This is a genomic window from Paenimyroides marinum, assembly GCF_900108395.1.
GTDB lineage: Bacteria > Bacteroidota > Bacteroidia > Flavobacteriales > Flavobacteriaceae > Flavobacterium > Flavobacterium marinum.
In genome coordinates this window covers 35,203-61,440 of the sequence record NZ_FNXE01000016.1, presented here as the reverse complement: position 1 = coordinate 61,440, position 26,238 = coordinate 35,203, and the positions used below count along the sequence as shown (strand labels likewise).

24 protein-coding genes are annotated in these 26,238 nt (G+C 35.7%); 10 read left to right on the top strand and 14 right to left on the bottom strand.

What is annotated here, in order from left to right:
* Positions 1 to 60 precede the first annotated feature (60 nt).
* Genes hemL through BLW20_RS06945 form a run of 6 tightly spaced genes read right to left on the bottom strand, consistent with a single transcriptional unit; the run spans position 61 to position 5,983 of the window.
* The gene (gene hemL, locus BLW20_RS06970; RefSeq protein ID WP_091098084.1) at positions 61 to 1,341 is read right to left on the bottom strand and encodes a glutamate-1-semialdehyde 2,1-aminomutase; all 1,281 of its coding nucleotides are present in this window, start codon (positions 1,339 to 1,341) and stop codon (positions 61 to 63) included.
* A gap of 21 nt (positions 1,342 to 1,362) precedes the next feature.
* Complete coding sequence (locus tag BLW20_RS06965; protein WP_091098080.1) at positions 1,363 to 2,031, bottom strand: hypothetical protein; 669 nt, start codon at positions 2,029 to 2,031, stop codon at positions 1,363 to 1,365.
* Positions 2,032 to 2,058: 27 nt separating this feature from the next.
* On the bottom strand, positions 2,059 to 2,970 hold the full coding sequence (locus tag BLW20_RS06960) for a glucosaminidase domain-containing protein (RefSeq protein WP_091098077.1): 912 nt from the start codon (positions 2,968 to 2,970) through the stop codon (positions 2,059 to 2,061).
* Complete coding sequence (locus BLW20_RS06955) at positions 2,967 to 3,851, bottom strand: 1-aminocyclopropane-1-carboxylate deaminase/D-cysteine desulfhydrase (RefSeq protein WP_091098073.1); 885 nt, start codon at positions 3,849 to 3,851, stop codon at positions 2,967 to 2,969. Before BLW20_RS06955 ends, BLW20_RS06960 begins: the two co-directional genes overlap by 4 nt.
* Positions 3,848 to 4,174, bottom strand: coding sequence for a hypothetical protein (locus tag BLW20_RS06950; protein ID WP_091098070.1), 327 nt, complete (start codon positions 4,172 to 4,174; stop codon positions 3,848 to 3,850). The genes BLW20_RS06955 and BLW20_RS06950 overlap by 4 nt, the downstream gene beginning before the upstream one ends.
* A gap of 48 nt (positions 4,175 to 4,222) precedes the next feature.
* Positions 4,223 to 5,983 carry a WG repeat-containing protein gene (locus BLW20_RS06945; RefSeq protein WP_091098068.1) on the bottom strand — a complete coding sequence of 587 codons (1,761 nt, stop codon included), beginning with the start codon at positions 5,981 to 5,983 and terminating at the stop codon, positions 4,223 to 4,225.
* 135 nt (positions 5,984 to 6,118) lie between these two features.
* Here BLW20_RS06945 and BLW20_RS06940 point away from each other — a divergent pair, with 135 nt between their 5' ends.
* Both BLW20_RS06940 and BLW20_RS06935 read left to right on the top strand, forming a co-directional pair.
* Positions 6,119 to 8,284, top strand: coding sequence for a urocanate hydratase (locus tag BLW20_RS06940; RefSeq protein WP_177165048.1), 2,166 nt, complete (start codon positions 6,119 to 6,121; stop codon positions 8,282 to 8,284).
* 6 nt (positions 8,285 to 8,290) lie between these two features.
* Positions 8,291 to 8,827, top strand: coding sequence for a DUF4136 domain-containing protein (locus BLW20_RS06935; protein WP_091098065.1), 537 nt, complete (start codon positions 8,291 to 8,293; stop codon positions 8,825 to 8,827).
* Positions 8,828 to 8,837: 10 nt separating this feature from the next.
* On the opposite strand, the gene BLW20_RS06930 is transcribed toward BLW20_RS06935, so the two are convergent.
* The 5 genes from BLW20_RS06930 to BLW20_RS06910 form a co-directional block, all read right to left on the bottom strand.
* Complete coding sequence (locus BLW20_RS06930; protein ID WP_091098062.1) at positions 8,838 to 9,773, bottom strand: 2-hydroxyacid dehydrogenase; 936 nt, start codon at positions 9,771 to 9,773, stop codon at positions 8,838 to 8,840.
* Between the two features lie 63 nt (positions 9,774 to 9,836).
* Positions 9,837 to 10,631 carry a TPM domain-containing protein gene (locus BLW20_RS06925; protein WP_091098058.1) on the bottom strand — a complete coding sequence of 265 codons (795 nt, stop codon included), beginning with the start codon at positions 10,629 to 10,631 and terminating at the stop codon, positions 9,837 to 9,839.
* The gene (locus BLW20_RS06920) at positions 10,631 to 11,071 is read right to left on the bottom strand and encodes a TPM domain-containing protein (protein WP_091098055.1); all 441 of its coding nucleotides are present in this window, start codon (positions 11,069 to 11,071) and stop codon (positions 10,631 to 10,633) included. The genes BLW20_RS06925 and BLW20_RS06920 overlap by 1 nt, the downstream gene beginning before the upstream one ends.
* Positions 11,072 to 11,075: 4 nt before the next feature.
* Positions 11,076 to 11,669: a LemA family protein gene (locus BLW20_RS06915; RefSeq protein ID WP_091098051.1), complete on the bottom strand. Its 594-nt coding sequence runs from the start codon at positions 11,667 to 11,669 to the stop codon at positions 11,076 to 11,078.
* 12 nt (positions 11,670 to 11,681) lie between these two features.
* Positions 11,682 to 12,011: a MerR family transcriptional regulator gene (locus BLW20_RS06910; RefSeq protein ID WP_091098047.1), complete on the bottom strand. Its 330-nt coding sequence runs from the start codon at positions 12,009 to 12,011 to the stop codon at positions 11,682 to 11,684.
* A gap of 168 nt (positions 12,012 to 12,179) precedes the next feature.
* Between BLW20_RS06910 and alaS the strand changes: the two genes are divergently transcribed.
* Entirely contained in the window at positions 12,180 to 14,816 is a 2,637-nt protein-coding gene (gene alaS / locus BLW20_RS06905) for an alanine--tRNA ligase (protein WP_091098044.1), read from the top strand.
* Between the two features lie 72 nt (positions 14,817 to 14,888).
* Here the strand turns inward: alaS and BLW20_RS06900 are convergent, their stop codons facing one another.
* Positions 14,889 to 15,482 (bottom strand): hypothetical protein, encoded by a 594-nt coding sequence (locus BLW20_RS06900; protein ID WP_091098040.1) that lies wholly within the window; start codon positions 15,480 to 15,482, stop codon positions 14,889 to 14,891.
* Between the two features lie 90 nt (positions 15,483 to 15,572).
* Between BLW20_RS06900 and BLW20_RS06895 the strand changes: the two genes are divergently transcribed.
* From BLW20_RS06895 to BLW20_RS06885, 3 genes are all read left to right on the top strand, one after another.
* Complete coding sequence (locus tag BLW20_RS06895; RefSeq protein ID WP_091098036.1) at positions 15,573 to 15,932, top strand: putative quinol monooxygenase; 360 nt, start codon at positions 15,573 to 15,575, stop codon at positions 15,930 to 15,932.
* 24 nt (positions 15,933 to 15,956) lie between these two features.
* Positions 15,957 to 16,910 (top strand): GSCFA domain-containing protein, encoded by a 954-nt coding sequence (locus BLW20_RS06890; protein WP_091098033.1) that lies wholly within the window; start codon positions 15,957 to 15,959, stop codon positions 16,908 to 16,910.
* 276 nt (positions 16,911 to 17,186) lie between these two features.
* Entirely contained in the window at positions 17,187 to 18,101 is a 915-nt protein-coding gene (locus BLW20_RS06885; protein ID WP_091098029.1) for a hypothetical protein, read from the top strand.
* 156 nt (positions 18,102 to 18,257) lie between these two features.
* Here the strand turns inward: BLW20_RS06885 and lysS are convergent, their stop codons facing one another.
* Positions 18,258 to 19,961, bottom strand: coding sequence for a lysine--tRNA ligase (gene lysS, locus BLW20_RS06880; RefSeq protein WP_091098026.1), 1,704 nt, complete (start codon positions 19,959 to 19,961; stop codon positions 18,258 to 18,260).
* A 133-nt stretch (positions 19,962 to 20,094) separates the two neighbouring features.
* Here lysS and BLW20_RS06875 point away from each other — a divergent pair, with 133 nt between their 5' ends.
* The 4 genes from BLW20_RS06875 (at position 20,095) to BLW20_RS06860 (ending at position 25,593) form a co-directional block, all read left to right on the top strand.
* Positions 20,095 to 20,259, top strand: coding sequence for a YqaE/Pmp3 family membrane protein (locus BLW20_RS06875; protein ID WP_091098022.1), 165 nt, complete (start codon positions 20,095 to 20,097; stop codon positions 20,257 to 20,259).
* Positions 20,260 to 20,271: 12 nt separating this feature from the next.
* Positions 20,272 to 20,973 (top strand): lipoyl(octanoyl) transferase LipB, encoded by a 702-nt coding sequence (gene lipB / locus BLW20_RS06870; protein WP_091098016.1) that lies wholly within the window; start codon positions 20,272 to 20,274, stop codon positions 20,971 to 20,973.
* A 151-nt stretch (positions 20,974 to 21,124) separates the two neighbouring features.
* On the top strand, positions 21,125 to 24,205 hold the full coding sequence (locus tag BLW20_RS06865) for a SusC/RagA family TonB-linked outer membrane protein (protein WP_245725288.1): 3,081 nt from the start codon (positions 21,125 to 21,127) through the stop codon (positions 24,203 to 24,205).
* Between the two features lie 5 nt (positions 24,206 to 24,210).
* Positions 24,211 to 25,593: a RagB/SusD family nutrient uptake outer membrane protein gene (locus tag BLW20_RS06860; protein ID WP_091098012.1), complete on the top strand. Its 1,383-nt coding sequence runs from the start codon at positions 24,211 to 24,213 to the stop codon at positions 25,591 to 25,593.
* A gap of 45 nt (positions 25,594 to 25,638) precedes the next feature.
* Here BLW20_RS06860 and BLW20_RS06855 read toward each other — a convergent pair whose 3' ends face one another.
* Positions 25,639 to 26,238, bottom strand: coding sequence for a ribonuclease HII (locus BLW20_RS06855; RefSeq protein ID WP_091098010.1), 600 nt, complete (start codon positions 26,236 to 26,238; stop codon positions 25,639 to 25,641).

The window sequence follows — 26,238 nt, the reverse complement described above, 5'->3', positions numbered from 1 at the left end:
AAAAAAAATCCCGAAAATTTTCGGGATTTTTGCGTTTTGTGACTTTTTAGACAGCCTCTTTTATTTTGTTACTTCAGTAACTACCTTGATCGTTTCGTCTAAATCTTCATAACTCAAAGCATCAGTAATAAACCAGGTTTCGTAAGAAGATGGCGCAATGTAAATTCCGCGTTCCAGCAATCCGTGGAAAAATGCTTTAAATTCCGGAGTGTCTGCTTTGGCAGCGTCTTCGTAATTTTCAACAGCATTTTCGCAGAAGAAAACCGAAATCATAGAACCCACTCTGTTAATCACAAATGTTTTTTTATTTTCGGTTAAAACTTTTCTTAAACCAGCTTCTAGATAAGCAGTTTTTTCTTCTAAGCGATGAAATAGTTCGGTGTCGGTATTGATTGCTTGCAACATTGCCAACCCGGCTGCCATTGCCAACGGATTCCCCGATAAGGTTCCCGCCTGGTAAACCGGTCCGACAGGAGCTAAATAATCCATAATTTCGTTGCGTGCAGCAAAAGCACCTACCGGCAATCCGCCACCGATGACTTTTCCAAAACAAACGATATCCGCTTTTATTCCGAATAATTCCTGTGCACCGCCTTTTGCCAAACGAAATCCGGTCATTACTTCATCAAAAATCAATAAAGCACCGTTTTCATCACACACTTCACGTAGTTTTTGCAGGAAATTATTTACCGGCGGAACGCAGCCCATATTTCCGGCTACCGGTTCAATGATTATGGCTGCAATTTCATTTTTATTCGCTTCAAACAATTCTTTTACAGAATTTAGATCGTTGAAATTTGCCAACAAGGTGTCTTGTGCTGTTCCTTTAGTTACACCAGGACTTGAAGGAACACCAAAAGTAGAAAGCCCACTTCCGGCAGCAATCAAAAACGAATCGGAATGCCCGTGATAACAACCACGGAATTTGATGATTTTCTCTCGATTTGTAAATCCTCTTGCCAGACGAACGGCACTCATACACGCTTCGGTTCCTGAATTTACAAAACGGATTTTATCGATATTAGGCACCATAGAAACGGCTAATTTTGCAATTTCGGTCTCGATTTCCGTTGGTGTTCCAAACGATGTCCCTTTTTTAGTTTTCTCGATAACGGCGTCAACAACCGGTTGGTAGGCGTGTCCTAAAAGCATCGGTCCCCACGAGTTGATGTAGTCAATGTATCTTCTTCCGTCTTCGTCGTATAAATAAGCTCCTTTTGCTTCGTTAACGAAAATAGGCGTTCCACCCACCGATTTAAACGCACGAACGGGTGAATTAACCCCGCCCGGTATATAATTTTGTGCTTCAACGAACAATTCGCTGCTTCTTTGGTAAATCATTTTTTGTATAATGTAAAATTCTTAATTTGTACTGATGATCACTTCGGGTTCTAATGCTATTATTTCAGGAATAATTATATCGCTATCAATTGTCTTTTCTCCGATCTCTATCCAATTGTTATCTTTTAATTTCGTAACCCTAACTTTATTGTCTTCTTTAGTGATATTATATTTTGGAGAAAGTGTGTCAGATTTCATTTCTAAAAAGTCCATTTCAACAGTATCTCCGTAAAATCTAAGAGATGAAATATAATGTAATTTTTCATCATAACTTAAATTCGGAAAATATATAGAATTTGACACTTTGTTTAGCTTTAGATCTTTTTCGTTAACCAAATAAAGTATGGAGACTTGATTGCTTCCACGTCCGGGTCTTAGGTATTCTATTAAAAGATCTTTTGTTGTATCTCCGTTAACGTCACGCAATTCTATCCATGGTTCATCAGCCATCTCAATGACTAAGGTGTCTGAAAAAATCGTTTCTTTGCTGTTGCTTATTTCGATTAAGAGTTTTTTATGATTCTCCGTTGTCATTAAATCGAAAATTAATAATTGATTACGGAGTTTTTGATTGCCGATTTCTGATTGAAATAATAAGGTTCTTTCTTTGTGATGATCTGAATGGTCAACCTTATATTTACAACCTAAAGTAAGTAAAATCAATACAATATTTAATAAGAATAATTTCATTTTGGTATAACGAAAGTATCAACAAATTTACTGTACAATCAAACGTTGACCTACAGAAATCGTGTTTTCTGATAAATTATTTAACTGTTTGATTTTATCAACTGTAGAATTAAATCTTTGTGAGATAGCATACAGCGTATCGCCCGGTTGTACAACGTAATCTGAGATTGTTTCTGCAAAGGTTGTGGGTTCTACTGTGCGGATAGATGCTACATAACCGTTTTTTAGGACTTCACGGTCATATTCATACAATTTATAGCGTTCAATAATACTGATTAATTTTTGTGCATATTTTGGATCAGTAGCATACCCAGCCTTTTTTAATCCTTTTGCCCAGGCAGAATAATCGCTTTTATCTAAAGTAAATAAATTTTTGTAATACACGCGGTGTGCGATAAATTCAGAGTGGTCGTTGTAAGATTCTAATGCCGATTTGTATTTTCTAAAACATTCGTCAGGAGCATCATCGGTATGCGAAATGGTTTCTCCTGTCCATTCATCTTTGCATTTAATTCCGAAATGATTGTTGGCTTCTCTACACAAGGTACCATTGCCGGATCCCGATTCTAAAATACCCTGAGCCAACTTGATACTTGCCGGGATTCCGTACGTTTTCATACTCTGCATAGCTACCGGAGCGTATAAACTAATATAATCTTCTACGGTATTTTTTGAAACACTGATTTTTGAAGTAGCAATTAAAACTTCGGTGTCATTTTGTTCTAAAAGTGGTTTGTGGGGTTTTGTTATTGTTGGTTTTTCAACAACGGTTTTGTTTTCTTTTACAGTTTCCGATGTTTTTTTTACAACAACAACTTTTCTTTTAGGGGTGCCATTCCCGTATTCCTCGCTAATTTTTTCGCGTACTTTGGTATTGTGTGCCGCACTGCATCCTACCAGCATAAATCCTGTGAGAATAATCGTTAAAAATCTTTTCATAACTCCGCAATATTGGATTGAAGTCCTTGTAAACCTCCAGTATGAATTATCAATATTTTTGAATGTGGTTTAAAATAACCTTTTGATATCAAATTAATTACACCAAAAGTTAATTTGGATGTATATACAGGATCCAAAGTTATTAAATATTTCTCAGAAAAATAACGCATAAATTGCTTTAATTGCTCATTTATTTTAGCGTAACCTCCAAAATGATAATCAGTTATCAAATTCCAACGATCGTTTTTGGCATATTTTCGGATTTCCTCAAACAAAAAATCACCCTTTAATGCAGGAAAGCCCAAAGCTTTTTGATGAGGTTGTAAACTATTAATAATCCCCGAAATGGTTCCGCCTGTTCCAACCGCACAGCAAATAAAATCGAATATTTTGTCTATTTCGGTCAGGATTTCTTCGCAGCCTTTCACGGCAAATTCGTTGGTTCCGCCCTCAGGAATCAAATAAAAATCGCCAAATTGCTGTTGCAAAAACGCTAAAAACTGCGGATTGTTTTTGTCACGGTATTGTGTTCGGGTTACAAATTCAAACTGCATTCCGTTTTCATACGCCTTTTTTAAGGTAGGGTTTTCCAAAAATTTATCCGCTAGTTCTTCGCCGCGAATTATTCCTATTGTTTCAAAACCATACTCTCGTCCGGCTGCGGCAACTGCCGCAATGTGATTGGAATACGCACCACCAAAAGTCAGTAATTTGGTATATCCCAAACGTTTGGCTTCTGCCAGATTATATTTGAGCTTGCGGAATTTATTACCCGAAATTTCAGCGTGCAACACATCTTCCCTTTTGATGTAAAGTTCTATTTTGTGAGGATTTTCAAAATCTATTTTTTGATTGAAAGATGGTTGTTGAGGAACGATCATAAGTAATTTATAAAAGAAAAAAATCTGCGGTTTTTCAAATAATCCAAATTTTGTTCGTTGGTATAAGCTTCCCGTTCAAACGAAATGTTTCTGTAAGCCTGTTTCTTGTTTTTAAATTGTATCCATCGTATCAGAAATTCTGCAAAATACCATATAAAAAACAGAAGAATCAGTAATTCTGATTGTTGCCGAATGTGGATTTTTTCGTGGTTGACAAAACGATTGTTTTCTGTCCAAAATTTATCGCGTACAAAAACAAACGGAAAAATGGTAATTCCCGAAAATCCTTTTGGTACCCAAAATTTTGAAATGATTAATAACATATGGTAAAGTTATGTGTTTTTGGTGGTTTCAACTTCAACAGACCAATTCTATTCTTTAATGTAATACTCGAACTTTTCTTTAATTTCATTTTTTGGGATATTAGTTCTTATTTGTTTGTTGTTTTTGTCAAGTTGTGAATATATTTTGTCTTTCAATACGTAAATTTCAGGTTCTTGATTTTCATAATAAATTTTATACCAATCAAGATATATTTTGTCATATTTTAAAGGAATGACATTCTTGTTTGAGATGTCTATAATTCCATATTTTTTATTTTGAGAAACGATAATAAGATTATTTGTAAAGTAATTTAATTTGTCGTAAACTATTGGAATTAGTTGTTTTCCTTCTTTTGAAAACATTCCTTTTTTATTGTCTTTACTTACAAAATGAGCTTCGGGTCCGTATTCAACCCAATTGGATATTTCATCATATTCGGTAGGTATGATTTCTTTACCAGATAAGTCTATTATCCCGTATTTTCCATTGCTTTTTATAATAAATTTATTGTTTTCATCGTAATAACAAGGTTGTATGTCTTCAAAAACAAAATCAATAATTTTATTTCCTTGTTTGTCTAATATTCCAAATTTATTTTGATGTTTAACTATATAGGTTTCAGAAAACTTACTTGAGGTAATTTCATCATTTTCAAAAGCAACTAAATTTTGATTTTTGAAATTTATTATACCATATTTTCCGTTTTTTTTTGCAATGGTTGTTTCCTCTCCATCGAAAGCTTGTAGTTCTTCAAATTCAAAAGGAATTACATTTTTACCTTCTTCAGTCATTATCCCATAATTGTTCTGGTTGTTTTTTAGTAAAAGCACATCTATATAATAATCACCTAAATCAATCTTGTCCCAAGTATAACTTAAAATATTTTGCTTTATGGGTTTTATGTTTTCATCAAATATTTGTAAAGTTCCGTTCTTTTCTAATACAAACAGCTCAAGAATGTTTGAATATCTTTTTGGATGTTCAATTTTATTGTATTCTAAGGGAATTACTTCTTGTCCTTGATTGTTTATGATTCCATATTTATTGTTTTTTGCTACAATCCCAAAGCCATTTTTATTTAGAGATTCTATATAGTCATATTTTCCTACAGGAACGATAACCTGCATATTTTTATTGATTAGTTGTGGTTTGTTTTCTAAATATACTATTGCTAAGCCACCTTTAAAATATGTAGAATAATGTGACTTTTCGTTACTAATTGGTAAATCAATTACTTTGTCAAACTGAAATTTGGTCAATTGCTCACCATTATTTGCAAAAAAAGCCCATTTTTTGTTTTTTGATACTATTACTACTTCATCAACCATTGATTGGTCTACTTTTTCATAAATTAAAGGAATAATTTCTTCACCTTGGTTATTTACAAAACCGTATTTTCCGTTTTTATGAACTATTGCCAACCCTGATTTATAAAAATAATTCACTTCATCATAAACGAACGGAATGATTGTTTCTCCTTTTCGGTTAATTGCACCACTTTTTCCATCCTTTGTAGCAGGAGCTAATCCATTATCAGTAAACACCCCTAAATCATCGTAGTCAAAAGCTATCAGAATATTTTGATGAATATCTATATAACCGTCTTTGCCATTCTTTTTGGCTAAAATCATATTTTTTTCATCAATAGGATTAAGAAATTCATAGATTCCAAGAGGAATGACTTCTTTTTCATTTTCATCAACAAATCCCCAAGAATTATTTCCACTGATTCTTTTATAATTCTCTGAAGTTTGTCCTTGACAGGCAAATATCAAAAACAAAAAAGATGTTAGAATAAGCTTTTTCATTGATTTAAAGATTTAGTTTTTACATTTCTATATGGTGTTATCAAATATACAAAAAACATCTATCATCTTAATCAACTATCACCCAACATCCATCACCCGTCAAAAAAACAAAAATAAATCACTAAATTTGTAGTTATGAAGAAAGTTTTAATTGAAGGAGAAGATTATTATCTTTCAGATCGCGGCTTTCGCGTGTTTACCGAAAAATATCTTTTAGATCGCGGATATTGTTGCATGAGCGGTTGCAAGCATTGCCCGTACGGATTTAATAAATTAGTGGATCAAATCAGAAAAAAAGTAAAACCAAGAACAATGACGTTTCAAGAAGAAATATTACAGGGAATACCATCACAATTACCGCCATCAGCTTTATATGATGCAACCATAAATCACGCACCAAAGCGTAAAGAAATACTAACCGATGAGGAAAAAACATTAGCTCTTCGCAATGCATTGCGCTATTTTGAGCCGCAGCATCATGCAACGTTGATTCCTGAGTTTAAAGAAGAATTAGAAAAATACGGTCGGATTTATATGTACCGTTTCCGTCCAAAATACCGTATGTATGCTCGTGACATTAACGAATATCCCGGAAAATCGTTACAGGCAAAAGCCATTCAGATGATGATTCAAAACAATTTGGATTATGCCGTGGCACAACACCCGCACGAATTAATTACGTATGGTGGAAACGGAGCTGTTTTCAGCAACTGGGCACAGTATTTATTAACGATGAAATATCTGGCGGAAATGACCGATGAACAAACCTTGGTTATGTATTCCGGACATCCGATGGGATTATTCCCTTCGCATAAAAATGCACCAAGAGTTGTGGTAACCAACGGAATGATGATTCCGAATTATTCCAAACCGGACGATTGGGAAAAATTCAACGCGTTAGGCGTAACTCAATATGGACAAATGACTGCCGGATCGTATATGTACATTGGTCCGCAGGGAATTGTACACGGTACAACCATTACTGTTTTAAACGGTTTTAGAAAAATAGGCAAAGAACCTAAAGGCAATTTATTTGTAACTTCCGGTTTGGGCGGAATGAGTGGTGCACAGCCAAAAGCAGGAACAATCGCAGGTTGTATCACGGTTTGTGCCGAAGTAAACCCAAAAATCACGAAAATCCGTCACAACCAAGGCTGGATTCACGAAGTGATTGAAGATTTAGATCAATTGGTCAATCGGGTTCGCAAAGCACAAGAGCGAAAAGAAGTAGTTTCAATTGCTTATCTTGGAAATGTTGTTGATGTTTGGGAAAAGTTTGATCAGGAAAATTTACATATCGATTTAGGTTCTGATCAGACTTCTTTACACAATCCTTGGGCAGGTGGTTATTATCCTGTCGGAATTTCGTTTGAAGAATCGAATAAAATGATGGCAGATCAACCTGAATTATTTAAAGAGAAAGTTCAGGAAACCTTGCGTCGTCACGCAGCTGCTATCAATAAACACACGGCAAAAGGAACGTATTTCTTTGATTACGGAAATGCGTTCTTATTAGAAGCTTCTCGTGCAGGTGCCGATGTAATGAATCCAACCCCAACTTTAGGACGTGAATTCAAATACCCATCGTATGTTCAGGATATTATGGGACCGATGTGTTTTGATTATGGTTTTGGGCCATTCCGTTGGGTGTGTGCATCAAACAATCCGGAAGATTTACAAAAAACCGATGATATTGCCTGTGCAGTGTTAGAAGAAATGATTAAAACATCGCCCGAAGAAATCCAGCAGCAAATGAAAGATAACATTCAATGGATTCGAGGTGCACAAGAAAATAAATTGGTGGTTGGATCACAAGCCCGCATTTTATATGCCGATGCCGAAGGACGCATGAAAATTGCAAAAGCCTTTAACGATGCTATTAACGACGGAAAAATCGGCCCCGTAGTTTTGGGTCGTGACCACCACGATGTTTCAGGAACCGATTCTCCTTACCGCGAAACATCAAATATTTATGATGGTTCCCGATTTACAGCCGATATGGCGATTCACAACGTGATTGGCGACAGTTTCCGTGGTGCAACCTGGGTTTCAATTCACAATGGCGGTGGTGTTGGCTGGGGCGAAGTTATCAACGGAGGTTTTGGTATGCTTCTTGATGGAACTAACGAGGCAGAGCAACGCTTAAAATCAATGCTTTTCTGGGACGTAAACAACGGAATTTCACGCAGAAGCTGGGCAAGAAACGAAGGGGCTGTTTTCGCTATTAAACGTGCAATGGAAGCGGAACCTTTATTGAAAGTGACGTTGCCAAACATAGTTGACGATAATCTGTTAAAATAAAATACGATGAAACTAATTAAATTTTTACCGTTTTTAGCAATAATGCTATTTGCGTCATGTAGTTCGGTTCAGGTAGCTACTGATTATGATAATTCGGTTGATTTCAGCCAGTTCAAAACCTATGCGTTTATGAAAGACGGGGTTGATAAAATCAACATTTCCGACTTAGATAAAAAGCGTATTTTAAAAGCAATTGACGACGAACTGAGGGCGAAAGGATACACCAAAAGTGATAATCCTGATTTAGTGATTAATTTGTTTACCGATGCCAAACAAGTGGTAAATGTAAATACGTATTACGGAGGTTGGGGTTATGGTTATTACCGCCCTTGGGGGTGGAATCCGTGGATGATGGGGCCAGGCTATCAATCGGTTTCTACTTCCACACAAGGCATTTTGTATGTTGACGTTTTAAAAGCCAACAACAAAGAACTGATCTGGCAAGGAAAAGGAACGGGGTATCTGACCCAAAATCAAAAGAAAAAAGAAGAACGTATTAAAGAATTTGTTACAAAAGTTTTAGAAACGTTTCCGAATAAATAAAAGCAAGGTTTTAAAACCTTGCTTTTATTTTATCTACAATTATTTGTGCCAATTTTTCTTTGCTTTCTATTGTCCAGCCGGCAATATGTGGAGATAACAGAACGTTATCTGCAGTTATAAGGTATTTAAAAGCGTTGGGCAATTCATTGTCTGAAAACATATTTTCAAATGATGATTTTTCGTATTCTAACACATCTAATCCGGCACCTTTTATTTTTCCGGATTTCAATGCTTCAACCAGATCATGGGTGTTTACTGATTTTCCACGGGCGGTATTGATAAACCAAAACGGCTTGGCAAAACCATCGATTAGTTGTTTATTGATTAAATGATACGTTTCATCAGTTTGTGGCGTGTGTAAGCTTAAAATATCGGTGTGTTCTTGCAGTTCCTGTAAAGAAACCTGTGTAGCATATTCGTTGCCAACATTCGGTTTAATATCATAACAAATTACCTTGCAGTCAAAACCTTTTAATCGTTGTGCGAAAGCTTTCCCCATTGTTCCATAACCAATAATTCCTACGGTTTTACCTTCAATTTCGATTCCTCGGTTTTCTTCACGTTTCCAAATGCCTTGTCTCACCTCCTGATCAACATAAGAGAGTTTATTCATTAAATTTAAAAGCATTCCCATCGCGTGTTCAGCAACAGCAGTACGGTTGCCTTCAGGTGCAGCAATAAGTTGAATTCCTTTTGCCTCGGCGTGCTCACAATCAATATTTTCCAATCCGGCACCCACACGACCAATGAATTTTAGATTTGTTGCTGCATCCAGAAATCGTTGGTCGATTTTAAAACGACTCCGTATAATAATACCGTCGTATAAAGCGATTTTTTGTTCGATTTCTTCTTTAGAGGACGTATAATCTTCGTGATTTTCAAATCCGGCGTGTTGTAATTGTTCAATCAATAAGGAATGATTGGTGTCAAGGTGTAATATTTTCATTTATTTGCAAAGTTTTGTCGTTGAGACTTTTGAATCTTTCGGTACAATAAAAACGAAGTTTAACTACCAACTTCCACCTGCCCCACCTCCAGAGAATCCGCCGCCGCCGAAACCACCTCCAAATCCGCCGCCGAAACCACCCGATGAGCCTCCGCCAAAACCGCTGCCACCTCCGCCACCGCGACCAAGACTGCTTAAAATAATGATGTCCATTAAATCCAATCCACCGCGTCGTCCACGATTGTTTCCTCCTTTACCACCACCTATTTTACTTGCGATAATCAGAATAATGATGACAACAATGATAAGAAAAAAAGCAGAACCACTGCTCTCTGTGTTTTCTTGGCGTGTACCTTTGTAAGTACCCGAGAACAGCTCCATGAGTTTGTCTGTTCCAATATCTAATCCGGCATAATAGTCGCCTTTTTTAAATTCGGGAATAATATAATTGCGAATGATTTCTCCGTTAATTCCGGCAGTTAAAAGATGTTCTAATCCATAGCCTGGAGAAATCCATATTTTTCGTTCTTTTTCAGCCAAAAGAATAAATACGCCATTATCTTCTTTTGCCTGACCAACACCCCATTTATGTGCCCATTTTGGAGCCAGCTCTCCTTCATATTCTCCTTGTAAACTTGGAATAATGGCTACAACAATCTGTGTGGAGGTCGTATCGGCATAATGAATCAGCTTTTGTTCTAACTGCTGTTTTTCAGAAGCTGACAATAAAGAAGCGTAATCGTACACTGATGTCTGCTCGCTTGCTTTCGACGGTTTTTCGGGTATATTGAATTGTGCTAAAAGTACGAACGGAAAAAGCAGTACGATTAATAGTGATATTTTTCTAAATGGTTTCATTAACCTCGTGAAATTTCGTTAGGTAATTCGTTTACATCTTCATTTCCGCGGTATGGAAAATAGTGTTTCAATTGTTTCCCTGTATGTAAAATACCTGCGATCAGTCCTTCTTTAAATTGATTGAGCTTAAAGTGGTTGATGACCTTTTTTTTGGTTTCTTCCCAAAAATCATAAGGAACCACCGCGTCGATACCATCATCACCAATAATGGCAAAATGACGATCTTTAACGCCTATATAAAACAAAACGCCGTTGTGGGCGCTTGTTTTATGCATATTTAGCATTTTAAAAACCTCCTGGGCACGTTCTAATACGGGTAAATCGCTGTGTTCTTCTATGTGCACGCGAATTTCGCCCGATGTTTCTTTTTCGGCTTTTACAATGGCTTCAATAATTTCCTGTTCTTCAACAGTGCTTAAAAAATCTTCTGTTAACGACATATTTTTAGAAATTAAATTCTACTTCCGGAGCTTTTTCTGCACCTTCTGAAGCTTGAAAATATCCTTTTTCTGTAAATCCTAAAATTCCAGCTAACAGGTTGTTTGGAAATACTTTAATATGATTGTTGTAAGGTTTAACGGTTTCGTTAAAACGCGTACGTGCCGTTAAAATCTGGTTTTCTGTGCTTACCAATTCATCTTGTAGTTTAATGAAGTTTTGGTTTGCTTTTAAATCAGGGTATCTTTCAACAGTTACCAATAAACGAGATAAAGCACTGTTAACACCGCTTTGAGCTTGGCTAAATGCTGCCAATTGTTCTGGTGTAATATTTGTTGGATCGATAGTTGTTTGTGTTGCTTTAGAACGTGCACTAACAACAGCTTCTAAAGTTGATTTTTCAAAATCTGCCGCACCTTTTACTGTATTAACTAAGTTCTCGATTAATGAATTTCTTCTTTCGTAAGCGGTTTCAACATTTCCCCAGCTTTCTTTTATATTTTCGTTTAAAGTTACTGCTGTGTTGTTAATACCTTTTACCCAAGCATATATACCAATTGCTAATACTGCGATAATAATAAGAGGGAGAAATTTTTTCATAATTTTTCTAATTTAAAGTTCGTTTTTAATACTTAATAATTGTTTTTTAATAAGCTCTAATTTTTCAATAATTTCAATGGTGTTCAACGGTTTTTTCTTGTTATTTTTTAAATATTCTTTGGCACCATCAAGCGTAAATCCCTTTTCTTTTACTAAATGATAAATGGTTTTTAGGTTTTTTAAATCTTCAGGAGTGAACATTCTGTTGCCTTTTGCGTTTTTTTTTGGCTTTAAAATGTCAAATTCTTTTTCCCAAAAACGTATCAACGAAGCGTTTACGTCAAACGCTTTGGCAATTTCACCTATACTGTAATATCTTTTTTCGGGCAATTCAACCTGCATTATTTCAAATTTTAGCTATGCTAATATACAATTTTTTAAAATTAACTTGCAAACAGTTTAATAATATATTGCAATTACGTAATATCTGCCAAAAATCATTAATTTTGCCCCTGTTGTACACTTTTTTGTAAAGTGTTTGTTTTGAACGATTCATAATTAATATATCGAATGAAATCACAGGATATCAGAAAAAAATTTCTTGATTTTTTTGAAAGCAAGGGACATTTAATTGTTCCTTCGGCCCCGATTGTTTTAAAAGACGATCCAACCTTGATGTTTAACAACTCGGGTATGGCACAGTTTAAAGAATATTTTTTAGGCAATGCTGTCCCAAAAGCCACACGTATTGCCGATACGCAGAAATGTTTGCGCGTTTCAGGTAAGCACAACGATTTAGAGGACGTAGGTTTTGATACTTATCACCACACGATGTTTGAAATGTTAGGGAACTGGTCGTTTGGCGATTATTTCAAAAAAGAAGCTATTGCCTGGGCGTGGGAATTTTTGACCGAAGTGCTGAAAATTGACAAAGATCGTTTGTATGTTTCCGTTTTCGAAGGAAACGAAGCAGAAAACGTTCCGTTTGATCAGGAAGCCTGGGACTTGTGGAAGCAATTTGTTGCCGAAGACCGTATCATTTTGGGAAACAAAAAAGACAATTTTTGGGAAATGGGTGATCAGGGACCGTGCGGACCTTGTTCTGAAATTCACGTAGATTTACGTCCGGATAACGAAAGGACAGAAGTTTCCGGTCGTTCATTGGTAAATGCAGATCATCCACAAGTGGTAGAAATCTGGAACAACGTATTTATGGAATTTAACCGTAAAGCCGACGGTTCTTTAGAAAAATTACCTGCAAAACACGTTGATACCGGAATGGGCTTTGAGCGTTTGTGTATGGCAATGCAAGGTGTTACATCCAATTACGATACCGATGTGTTTACACCATTGATTGCAAAGGTTGAAGAAATTACCGGTAAAAAATATACAAACAACGAAATCAAAAACATATCGGAAGAACAAAACCAAACCAATATTGCCATTCGAGTAATTGTAGACCACGTGCGTGCGGTTGCTTTTGCAATTGCAGACGGACAACTACCGTCAAATAATGGTGCGGGTTATGTGATCCGTCGTATTTTACGTCGTGCGATTCGCTACGGTTTTACCTTTTTAGGAACAAAAGAGCCGTTTATTTATCAATTGGTTGATGTGTTATCGGTTCAAATGGGTGCATTCTTCCCGGAAATCGTTACGCAAAAAGAACTGGTTAAAAACGTCATCAGGGAAGAAGAAGCTTCTTTCTTGCGTACTTTGGATCAAGGACTACATTTGTTGGATTCGGTTATTGAGAAAACAGAAGGGAAAATAGTCGACGGAGCAAAAGCATTTGAATTGTATGACACTTTTGGTTTTCCGATTGATTTAACAGCTTTGATTTTACGCGAAAAAGAATATGATTTAGACGAAGTTGGTTTTGAAGCGGCACTGAAAGCACAAAAAGACCGTTCGCGTGCGGCATCTGAAATTTCTAAAGACGATTGGAAGGTGCTGATTGAAGGAAACATTGAAACTTTTGAGGGGTACGACAAAGTAGAAAACGAGGTGAAAATTACACGCATCCGCAAAGTGAAATCGAAAAAAGACGGAACGTTGTATCAAATCGTTTTAGATCATACACCGTTTTATCCCGAAGGCGGAGGTCAGGTTGGAGATAAAGGTAATTTGATTTCGGCGAATGAAACGATCGAGATTTTTGATACCAAGAAAGAAAACAACTTAATTTTACATTTTGCAAAACAATTACCTGGAAATTTAGAGGCTAATTTTGTTGCAAAAGTAAACACCGGTTTACGCAATGCGGCATCTAAAAACCATTCGGCTACGCACTTGCTGCATCAGGCGTTGCGAAGTGTCTTAGGAACGCACGTAGAACAAAAAGGATCATTGGTTGCACCAAATTATTTACGTTTCGATTTTTCGCATTTTGCCAAAGTTACCGATGAGGAGCTGCAACAAGTAGAAGCTTTTGTAAATGCACGTATTGCAGATCAATTGCCGTTGATTGAACGCCGTTCAATTCCTTTTCAACAAGCTTTAGATGAAGGAGCAATGGCATTGTTTGGTGAAAAATACGGCGATGAAGTTCGTGCGATTAAATTTGGTGATTCTATGGAACTCTGTGGAGGAATCCACGTACAAAACACTGCCAATATCTGGGCGTTTAAAATCGTTTCGGAAAGTGCAGTTGCAGCGGGAATCCGTCGAATCGAAGCAATTACAGGAGATGCGGTTCGTTCATTCTATCAAAACCAGGAAGCTACTTTAAAAGAGATTAAAGAAACGCTTAAAAATCCGCAAGATGCGTTAAAAGCTGTTCATTCGTTACAAGACGAAAACACGAAGTTGAAAAAACAAGTGGAACAATTATTGAAAGAGAAAGCAAAAAGCTTAAAAGGCGATTTGCTGAATGAAGTTCAGGAAATAAACGGAGTGAAATTTTTAGCAAAACAGGTAGATTTAGATGCTACGGGAGCAAAAGATTTAGCTTATGAAATTGGCGGAACAGCAAATAATTTCTTTATTTTGTTTGGAACCGTTAATGAAGGGAAACCAATGTTAACTGCTTATGTTTCTAAAGAAATCGTAGAAACTAAAGGTTTAAATGCCGGACACATTGTTCGTGAATTAGGAAAATACATTCAAGGCGGCGGTGGCGGACAAGCATTCTTTGCAACTGCAGGCGGTAAAAATGCTGATGGTATAAAAGATGCGATTGCTAATGCTGTTAGCTTTGTGAAGTAGTAATATGTCACTTCACGCATAGTCGAGAAGTTTATATAAAAACAAAAAGAGGAAAGTTAACTTTCCTCTTTTTTAATAAAACCTTATTTCATAAACAAAGTATCTATCTAAACCGAAAATCTCATACCATTTATCGTACTTATCTATAGCTGCTGCAAAATCACAATCTCTGTATGTGTTTTCGGCTATTTTAATAGGCTTTACAATCGCACAAAACAAATAGACCTGATTATACGTAAACTTTTGGGCCTCATTTATAAAAATTTTAAAATGGTACTGGTCTTCATTATTCAAATCAAAGTTTCTAATCAAACTATAGAATTCATAAAACTGAAGCATCATTTTGTAATTCGTGTCCGATGTACTTTTGGCAAGAATTGTAGTTGAAATACTATTTCCAATCAAATTTGAAAGCACATTTTTAGAATCAAAATATACTTTCTCATTTTTTAACTCACCTTGAACAAACTCTTTCTCAATGATTTCAAAATTCAAAGAAGCCGTTTCATTTGTGACAAATTTGAAATTGTAATAGGAATATCCCTCAAAAGTTTTAAGTGTTTGTTCAAATTTAGTTTCATCCATTTCAGTCTGAATACTAATTTCTTGTGAAAAGACAGTTAAACTATAAATGATAGCCAAGATTGATAATGCAATTTTTTTCATGTTATTTATTTTTAAAGTAACGAAATGTTTTACGAATGTAGTATTTGAAAATAGTAAAATATCTTGTAACTTTAAAGTAAAATTTGTGTTATGAGATACATAGTTATAGTTGAATATCAGGTTTTTCCCAGCTTACGCGAAAAATTTTTTGATTTGGTACGAAAAGAAGCAGCCACAGTGGTAGAGATCGAATTGGGAACGTTGCACGTAACCAGTATGATTGACCGCACGGATCCGAACAAATTCATCAATCTGAAAATCTTTGAAGATTCTGATGCGTATGAGGTTCACAAAAATGGTGAAATTCTCAAAGCATTTTTAACATCTGCAGACGAAATGATTATTGCCGGACCACAGATTGTTTTTGAAGGCTATCAGATGTTTTCGTGTGACGATTATACATTGGAACAAAAAAGTGGTAATGATTTATCTGCTTATTTCAAGAGATAACTTTGTATTTTTGCAATAAAAAAGATGCAATTACAAACCATTGTTCCCATAAAACCGCTGGGAAATCCAATAAATTATAAGGCTAAAATAGTTAACATCGGGAGTTGTTTTGCCGTAAATATGGCACAACGGTTACAGTACTATCAGTTTCAAAACACGATCAATCCGTTGGGGATTTTGTTTCATCCGGAAGCTATCAGTCGTTTGTTGGAATTTGTGGTAAACGATAAGGTCTTTACCCAGGAGGATGTTTTTCAGCATAATGAAATATGGAGTTGTTTCGATGCACATTCTGATTTGAATCAATTGGAACAAGAAGATATTATCGAGCAATTAAATAGCAAAATCTGTAGGTTTAAAGCAAATGTGTTTGATGCAACACATATTATTTTGACGTTTGGAACGGCATGGGTGTATCGCAATAAACAATCAAATCAAATAGTTGCAAACTGCCATAAAGTACCTCAGAATCAATTTGAAAAAGAATTGTTGGCGGTTGAAACCTGTCTGGAAAATTTAAAAAAGATCGAACAAAATCTTCGGCAAATCAATCCGAATATTCAAATTATTTACACGATTTCGCCTGTTCGGCATATAAAAGACGGTTTTGTAGAAAATCAACGAAGTAAGGCACATTTAATTGCAGCTTTGCATGAATATTTAGAGAAAAATAAACCGTTAAATTACTATTTTCCGTCTTACGAACTGCTGATGGACGAATTGAGGGATTACCGGTTTTTCGGAAAAGATTTAATTCATCCAAATGATTTGGCAGTAGATTATATCTGGCAGAAATTTGTTGAGACCTGTATCCATTCAAATGAAATTCCTACCATGAAAATGGTCGATGAAGTGCAAAAAGGTTTGGTGCATCGTTCGTTTAACCCTTATTCTGACGCACACCAGCAATTTTTAGACAAATTAGCTCAAAAAATAGATGTTCTGTTAGAACAATATCCTTTTATGAATTTTAGATAAGATAAATCAAATCTATCAATTAGTTATATGGTCAATAAAGTATTTTTGTGAAATAATAATAGAACAAAAACATATTGAGAACCTGTAAATAAAAAACTTCCCGATACAAAATTTCTTCCACTGCGCTACAGAAATTCTACTCGAAGTGACTGGAAATCCTTAAATAATAACCGAACTTAGGTATATAAATAAAATAAATGTGTTAATTTTTTAACAGCGATTGTTTTTTTTCATACTTTAGACTTTTTAATTATAGAAACTTAAAACAATTTATTTATGAAAATTAATAAACTACTTCTTTTTTTACTGGCGTTGGTCAGTTTAAATTCATGTGTAGAATATGTGGATAACGGTACAGAGCCAGACGGGCCTGAAAAGCCGGAAGAACAGGTGTTTGTAGCAAAACTTTCAGAGGAATCTGAAGGGGAGTTTGTTGGAGATGAATTTATATTTGAAGCAACATTAAATGGTGTAGATGTGACCTCTTCAACTACTTTTAAAGTAAACGGAGTGGCGGTAAAAGGAAATGTATATAAAGCTATAAAAGAAGGCGAAAACGCTGTGCTGGCTACGATGGACGATTTTACTTCTACGTTTAGATTTACCGTTAAAGAAAAAGGCGAAGAAGAACCGGAACCTACAGGTAACAGAATTGAGTATGATGATAACTCATTTGAAGTGAAAACTACAATTTGGTTATTGAATGTTAAATCTGATGAAGATGTACCATATCCTTATGAATTAACACTTCAAGATGGTAGTAAAGTTTTGTGTACTAAATGGATGATGATTTCAACGAGTGCTACAAATGTTACTAATCTACAGCAGGTGATGGATTCTGATTATTACTATTTGTCAGTTGTTTATGTTCCTGTTAATAGTGATAATACAGTTGCTTTTCCTGACGAAACCACTACTTATTTTGATGAGGGTGGTGTAAAAATTGATACTGAGGAGTATGAAATGGAAGATGTAGAATATACTTTTAACTCCGTGACAAGTACAGATGCAGACTATGAGGGGGAGGCTTTGCTGGAGAATAGTAATACAGCAAATTTATTTTGGAACGGAGCCTATATGGTTAGTACAGTGGATTTAGGATCAAAACCTAAAAATAATGCTTTATCAAATACTAATAAAATTGAATTTATTTCGAAAGATAAAATTAAAAACTTAAAAATTACAAAATAACAACCTTTAAAATTTAATGTTTTAAAAACGCTGCTGTACCAGGCAGCGTTTTTGCTTTTGTGTACTTTAAAAAGATTTTTAATGCTGATATTATAAAAGAAATTCCCTTTGCTTATTAAGCAAAGGGAATTTTATAAAATAAGAGGTTTGTTTTAACTAAAAGATACCTTCAACTACTTTATCTTCATTTTCGGTAACCACTTTTGTTAAATTATGCGAGGCTAAACCTTTCATGGCTTTATCCCATTTTTTGCCGCTTAAAGCAGCTTGTTCTTTTAAAGTGCTTAACGGCATTTTGTTCTCGTGTTTTTCTAAAATAGAAAGAATGATTTTTTCATCATCTGTTAGTTCGTAAGCAGGTACTGCTTTTTCCGGACGCATTTGCGGAAACAGTAATACTTCCTGTATAGATGGATTGTTTGTTAAAAACATAATCAATCGGTCCATGCCAATACCTAAACCACCTGTTGGCGGCATACCAAATTCTAAAGCACGCAAGAAGTCTTCATCAATAAACTGTCCGGCTTCATCGTCACCTTTTTCCGATAATTTCAATTGCTCTTCAAAACGTTCGCGTTGGTCAATAGGGTCGTTTAATTCTGAATATGAATTGGCAATTTCTTTACCACAAACCATCAACTCAAAACGCTCTGTTAATTCCGGGTTGTCACGGTGTTCTTTGGTTAAAGGCGACATCTCTTTTGGATAATCGGTGATAAACGTTGGCTGAATATAATTTCCTTCACATTTTTCGCCGAAAATTTCATCAATCAATTTCCCTTTACCCATTGTTTCGTCAACGGCAATTCCCATGTTTTTGGCGGCTTCACGAATTTCATCTTCTGATTTTCCATCAATGTCAAAACCAGTGAAATCAATGATAGCCTGACGCATGGTTATGCGTTTGTATGGTGCTTTAAAATCAATTTCGTATTCGCCAAATGTAGCTTTACTGCTACCGTTTACAGCTATGGCACAATGTTCTAAAAGCTGTTCGGTAAAATCCATCATCCAGTTGTAATCTTTGTAAGCAACATAGATTTCCATCGCCGTAAATTCCGGATTGTGGGTTCTGTCCATGCCTTCGTTTCTAAAGTTTTTAGAAAACTCGTACACGCCTTCGAATCCACCTACAATCAATCGTTTTAGATACAATTCGTTGGCGATTCGCATATACAGAGGGATGTCTAAAGCGTTGTGATGGGTGATGAACGGACGTGCAGCCGCACCACCGGGAATGGCTTGTAAAACCGGTGTATCAACTTCTAAATAACCACGGTCGTTAAAAAACTGACGCATGGCATTGTATAATTTGGTGCGTTTTATGAAAATTTCCTTGTTTAACGGATTCACGATTAAATCTACGTAGCGCATACGGTAACGCAATTCCGGATCGGTAAATGCGTCGAAAATATTTCCTTCGTCATCTGTTTTAGGTAACGGCAGTGGGCGTAATGTTTTAGAAAGAATCGAAAATTTCTCTACACGAATACATTTTGCACCCACTTGTGTGGTAAACAATTCGCCTTCAATACCAATAAAATCGCCTAAATCGGTTAGTTTTTTAAAAACGGTATTATATAATGTTTTGTCATCGCCTGTACAAATTACATCGCGGTTAAAATACAACTGAATTCTTCCTTCCTGATCCTGGATTTCGGCAAAACTTGCTTTTCCCTGATCGCGCACACTCATTAATCTACCGGCGGTTACAACCTTCTTGCTTTCTTCAAAAGTTTCCTTGATCTGCTTCGTTGTATGATCTACCGGAAACAAATTAGCGGGATAAGGATTGATGCCAAGTGCTCTTAACTTGCTCAATTTCTCTCTTCTGATGATTTCTTGTTCTGAAAGTTGCATAAAATATGTAATTTTTTATTTAATCCGCAAAATTAGGTATTTTTCGCTTGATTTGATAGAAATTGTTTAGATTATTTTAGAAGAAGATTTGTGGATAAATGAGTAAATTTGTAAGGAAATAAATTTAAGATATATGAGTTTTTGGAGAGTGGTATTGGCTGTTTTCTTGCCGCCATTAGCTGTTTGCGATAAAGGGTGTGGTTCGTTCATTATTGTGTTTTTACTCACATTGGCAGGGTGGGTTCCAGGAATTATCGGGGCTTTGGTTATATTGAACAACCCAAAATACAACAGATAATAAAAAATAAAAATGAATAAAAAAGTTGAAATTCAAGATTTAGGTCTTAAAGATTATAAAGATACCTGGGATTATCAGGAAAAATTGTTTCAGGAAATTTTAGAGATCAAATCACAAAATAGAAAAGATGAAACCAATGCTAAACAAACGCCGAATTATTTATTGTTTGTAGAGCATCCACACGTTTATACATTGGGTAAAAGCGGACATATGGAAAATATGCTGTTAAATGAAGGTCAATTGGCGGCAAAAGGAGCTACGTTTTATAAAATAAACCGCGGTGGGGATATTACGTATCACGGTCCGGGACAAATTGTGGGGTATCCCATTTTTGATTTGGATAATTTTTTTACAGACATTCATAAATACCTGCGTTATCTCGAAGAAGCAATTATCATGACATTAGCCGAATACGGATTAAAAGGGGAACGGAGCGAAGGCGAAACCGGTGTGTGGTTAGATGTTGGGACGCCTTTTGCCAGAAAGATATGTGCCATGGGAGTTCGGGCTTCACGCTGGGTTACTATGCACGGTTTTGCGTTAAATGTAAATACCGATTTGGGCTATTTTGATAACATTATTCCTTGTGGTATTCGCGGTAAAGCCGTAGCTTCTTTAAATGTAGAATTGGGATTGAAAAAAGTTGATGAAGAAGAGGTGAAGAGTAAGATTGTAAAAAATCTGCAAAATCTATTTTCACTTGATTTTTTATAGGGAGTTAAAATGTTACAATAGTAAAATTTTCTTTTATTTACGATTTTATTTGTAATATTATTCGTTTTAGATTGTCTTGGTGTTAAAATTTTAACAATATTTTCTTGTTTTGTATTGTGATAATACTTATAATTGTTAAAAAAATTAAGACATGAATAAAAGATTTTTTGTTACACTTACAGTTGCATTTGCATTCTGTGGTTTAACATCAGCTTATGCTCAAGAGAAAGTAGTTACAGGTACTGTTAAAGTTGGTACAGAAGCTGTATCCGGAGCGGATGTTGTTGTTAACGGAGGAGAAAGTGGTACTGTCACTGATGATGATGGTGGTTATTCTATATCTGTGAATATAGGAGATACGGTAGAGTATCATTATGTTGGATTTAAATCCGAAACAAGGACAATTAATGCTTCTACACAAGTCATTAATGTTACTTTGACAGAAGACGAGGGATTGCTAGATGAAATCGTTGTAATGGCCTACGGTCAGCAACGTAATAAAAATGAGATCACAGGAAATGTAGTGAAAATTTCTGGTGAAGAGGTTTCTAAAGCTCCAATGGTTTCTGCCGATCAGGCGTTACAAGGGCGTGTAGCGGGTTTAAGTATGGCTACAAATTCAGGTACTCCTGGATCAACCCAACAAATACGTATCCGTGGTTTAAATTCTGTTACAGGTAGTAATGATCCGTTAATTGTTATTGATGGTGTAATTGTTACAAATAACAATTTGTCAGGTGACTCTGAAAATGCATCTTCATTGTCTGCTTTATCTGCAATTAATAGTAACGATATTGAATCGATGACAGTGTTAAAAGATGCCGCTGCAACTTCAGTTTATGGAGCTCGTGGAGCTAATGGTGTTATTGTGATTACTACCAAACGTGGTAAAGAGGGTGTAACGCGTTATGAATTTACCTCTTCTTTAGGATTTCAAAACAATGCAGTTAAAGGGCCTCGCTCATTGACCGGACAAGAAAAGATGGATCTTTTATTAGAAGCATATAACAACACTATGAATGGTGGCGGAGCTTTTGATAAAGATGCTGTTTATCAACAATTAATTGCTCAATACCCTGGAGAAACTGCCAGCTTACAAGCGTGGGTTGATTCAGGAAAACCAGTCAATAACTGGAATGAGTTAATGCGAAATAAAAATGCTGTTGTAAGTATCTTAAATTTCTCTGCAACAGGAGGCGATGAGAAATCTAATTTCTATGCCTCATTAGGACATAATAAAACAGAAGGAACTGTTATTGGTTCTGATTTCAGAAGAATCAGTGGGATGTTTACTTTTAATAGAAAAATGTCTGATAAAGTTGATTTTGGGTTCTCTGCAAACGTTTCGAATATTAAGCAAGAGGGGGTATTGGAACAAGGAGCATTCTTTTCTAATCCCAATTTAATTCGTTACTTTATGAGTCCCTGGGCTTCTCCTTATAACGCAGATGGTAGCTTAAATTTAGGAGGAGGGATGGCAGGTTTACACAACCCTTTATATACTATTCCTAATAATATCCGTATAAATGATGTTATTCGGGTATTAAATAACAATTCAATCAGTTATAAATTTACAGATGACCTTAAGTTTACTTCACAGTTATCTACAGACTTCACATACATAGCATATAGAAACTATAATAATCCAATTCATGGTGATGGAGCCGCGTACAATGGATATGCAGAAAACTCTACCTCTACGATTTTTAAATACATCGCTCAAAACGGATTTGATTATCGATTTTATTTAGGTGATGATCACAAATTCGATGTGAAAGTTTTAATGGAGTATGAAAAAGTAAAGCGTAACTATTTGTATGGTTTTGGAGAGAATATTCCTGAAGGTTTTGATATGTTAGGGAATGCTTCGGCAAACTTTAGTGCATCAACTACATTTACAGATGAGGCAAACTTGGCTTATTTGGGTTTAGTAAACTATTCATATATGAATAAGTATCTAATTGACGCTTCGGTTCGTAGAGAAGGTAACTCTAAATTTCACCCGGATAATCGTTGGGGAACATTCTGGTCTATAGGTGCCGCATGGAATATAATGAATGAAGACTTTTTATTAAGTAATAATACCATTTCAACATTGCGTTTAAGAGGTTCTTATGGCACAAGTGGTAACCAGGGAATTCCAGTAAATATGTATCAAAACACATTAGCTACAGATCGTTATGACGGAGATACGGGATTTGTTCCAAGCCAATTAGGTCAGGATATTACTTGGGAATCACTGAAGAAAACGGATGTTGGAATAAATATAGGTTTTTTACAAGATAGATTTACCGCCTCTTTTGCTTATTTTAAATCAGCTACCTCTGATATGCTTTTGCAAGTGCCTATCACAAGAACAAGTGGTTTTTCGAGTGTATTAATGAATACAGGGACTTTAGAAAATAAAGGTATAGAAATTGAAGCGAGTGCTCGAATAATTGATAAAGAGAATTTCTCTTGGACTTTATACGGAAACATCGGAACAGTAAAAAATAAGATTACTGAGATGCCAACAGATGCTTCAGGTGAAAAAATGACTATAACATCTTCAACAACCAGAACAGAAGAAGGTCATGAGATGAGGGGTTGGTATATGCCTAAATATGCTGGTGTAGACGCCCAAACAGGAGATGCATTATGGTATGTTAACGGACATGATGGAGAAACAACAAATGTTTATAGCGATGCAAAAGTCGATTGGCAAGGAGGTAGTGCAATGCCCACTTATACAGCAGGTTTGGGTACACAAATAGAAATGGGAGGTTTTTTTGCAGGAGCTAATTTCTCTTTTGTAGGCGGAAATAAAGTTTACGAGGATTGGGGGCAATACGTGCAAGGTACATCAACAGCAGCTTTGCTAACATTTAACTCTACAGATTATATAATGGATCGTTGGCAAAATCCTGGAGATGTAACAAATACACCTAAGCTAACATTTACAAGTAACGATAATCACAGGGCTTCAACACGATTCTTAAAAGATGGAGATTATGTTCGTTTACGTGATGTAACTTTTGGTTATAATTTCAAAGGAAATGTTCTCGATCAATTAAATATTGATGGACTTTCTTTGTCTGTGCGAGGAACAAATTTATATACCTGGACTAAAGATAAAACGTTGAAGTTTGATCCCGAGGTAGGTATGAATGCGGGCGATGGAACTTATGGATATACAGGGTTCATTTCACCACCAGTAAAATCAATCATCTTTACTGTTAACGTTAAATTTTAATTGTTATGAAAAAGTTTATATTTAAAGCAGGTTTGTTAACTCTTGTTGTTGTGGGTATAGTGTCTTGTAGTAAAGATTCGTTAGAGCCAGAATTGTCAACTGAAAGAGATCTTAATACAAACCCAGTTTCAACCCTTACAGATTTAGAATACCTTACAAATGGTATGTATAAAAGAATGAGAGCTTCAACTTATTATGGTCGTGATTATATTATTTTTAATGAAGCTCGTACCGACAATGCTTATTCAATAGGTTCTTCTAATCGCTTTGTAACGGTTTCTGAAATGAGAGTGAATGATGGCGATGCTTATGCATCAGATACATGGTCGCAAATATATGCTGTTATTTTAAATGCGAATCATATTATAACAGCAGAAAATGTAACGGGCGATGAAGATGGTATAAATGATTGTAAAGGACAGGCTTTAGTGGCACGAGCTGTAAGTCATTTTGATTTAATGAAATTGTACGGACAGCAACATATAGATGGTCAGGGTGGAACCAGTGCTATTACCGTGCCTTATGTAACTGTTGCGCCTTTGAATTCTACAGACGCAGTTGGGTTTTCAAATGAACGATCTACTTTGGACGAGTTAAGAACTTATATTTATAAAGATTTAGATGATGCTATTGAAATTATTAATAATAGTGCGAACAAAACAAAAATAACTAAACAAGCGGCTCTAGGATATAAATCAAGAATTGCGTTGTATTTAGCAACCTTCTATCCGGCAGATTATCAGTTGGCTTATGATGCAGCTGTAGCGGCAATTGCTGAAGGCGGAAGTGTAGGAAGTGCAGATAATTTTATAGCCCAGTTTTCAGGTAACGTTCCAGATGCAAATTCGGTTTTCGAATTTGCAATGCCTTCTGATGACCATTTAGGCAATACGGGTTTGTTTGAAATATACAATGGAAATGCTTATGGAGATATAGTTGCTCAGGCTGATGTTATAGATCTTTTTGATGATGATGATGTAAGAAAAGATGTTTTAGGTATAGATGGAGCTAATCTAAGAAATGTAGGAAAATACACTGCTTATGCAGATAATGTTATAGCTATGCGGTATGAAGAATTGCTGTTGAACGCAGCGGAAGCGGCTACGCATGTAAATCCTTCAGAAGCTCTTGGTTATATAAATCAAATTAGAACAAATCGCGGTCTCACAGCTTTAACCAGTGTGACAATTGATGATGTGCTATTAGAACGTAGAAAAGAATTAATGTTTGAAGGTTTTAGATTTGATGATCTGATGCGCCTAAAGCAAGACGTTCCTATGAATCCTAGGATTACTGAACAATACGAGTATGGACATTATAGAATAGCATTCCCTATTCCATTAACAGAAATTAATGCAAGTGGAATGCAACAGAATCATGGGTATTAACACTATTTTGAATTAGTTTAAAGGGCTTCCATCGGAAGCCTTTTTTTATAAATCTAATGTATATTGTTTGGGCAGTAATTTAAAAGACATTCTGTGGTATTTACAGGGGCCATATTCCAAAATAGCTTTTCGATGTTGTTTTGTAGGATATCCCATGTTCGTGTCCCAGCCATACATAGGAAACTCCTCGTGAAGTCGCAGCATATACTCGTCTCTATATGTTTTTGCCAAAATAGAAGCTGCAGCAATGCTCAAATACTTGCTGTCTCCTTTAATAATGGTTTCATGTGGAATCTGATAATACGGTTTAAATCGGTTTCCGTCAACAATAATAAACTCTGGTTTAAAACTTAATTGAGAAATCGCTGTGTGCATGGCTTTGATTGAAGCGTTAAGGATATTTATTTCGTCAATGGTATCTTCATAAATATGAGCAATGCTAAAAAAATGATTGTGTTTTTCGATAAATTCCCTCAGTTTTTTTCTTGAGTTGATAGAAAGTTTTTTAGAATCGTTGATTAATTCATTTTCTAACTCTTTATTAATAAGAATAGCCGCTGCAGTAACCGGACCCGCCAAGCAGCCTCTTCCGGCCTCATCGGTTCCTACTTCTAATTTTAAATTACTGAATGATTTTAATAGCAT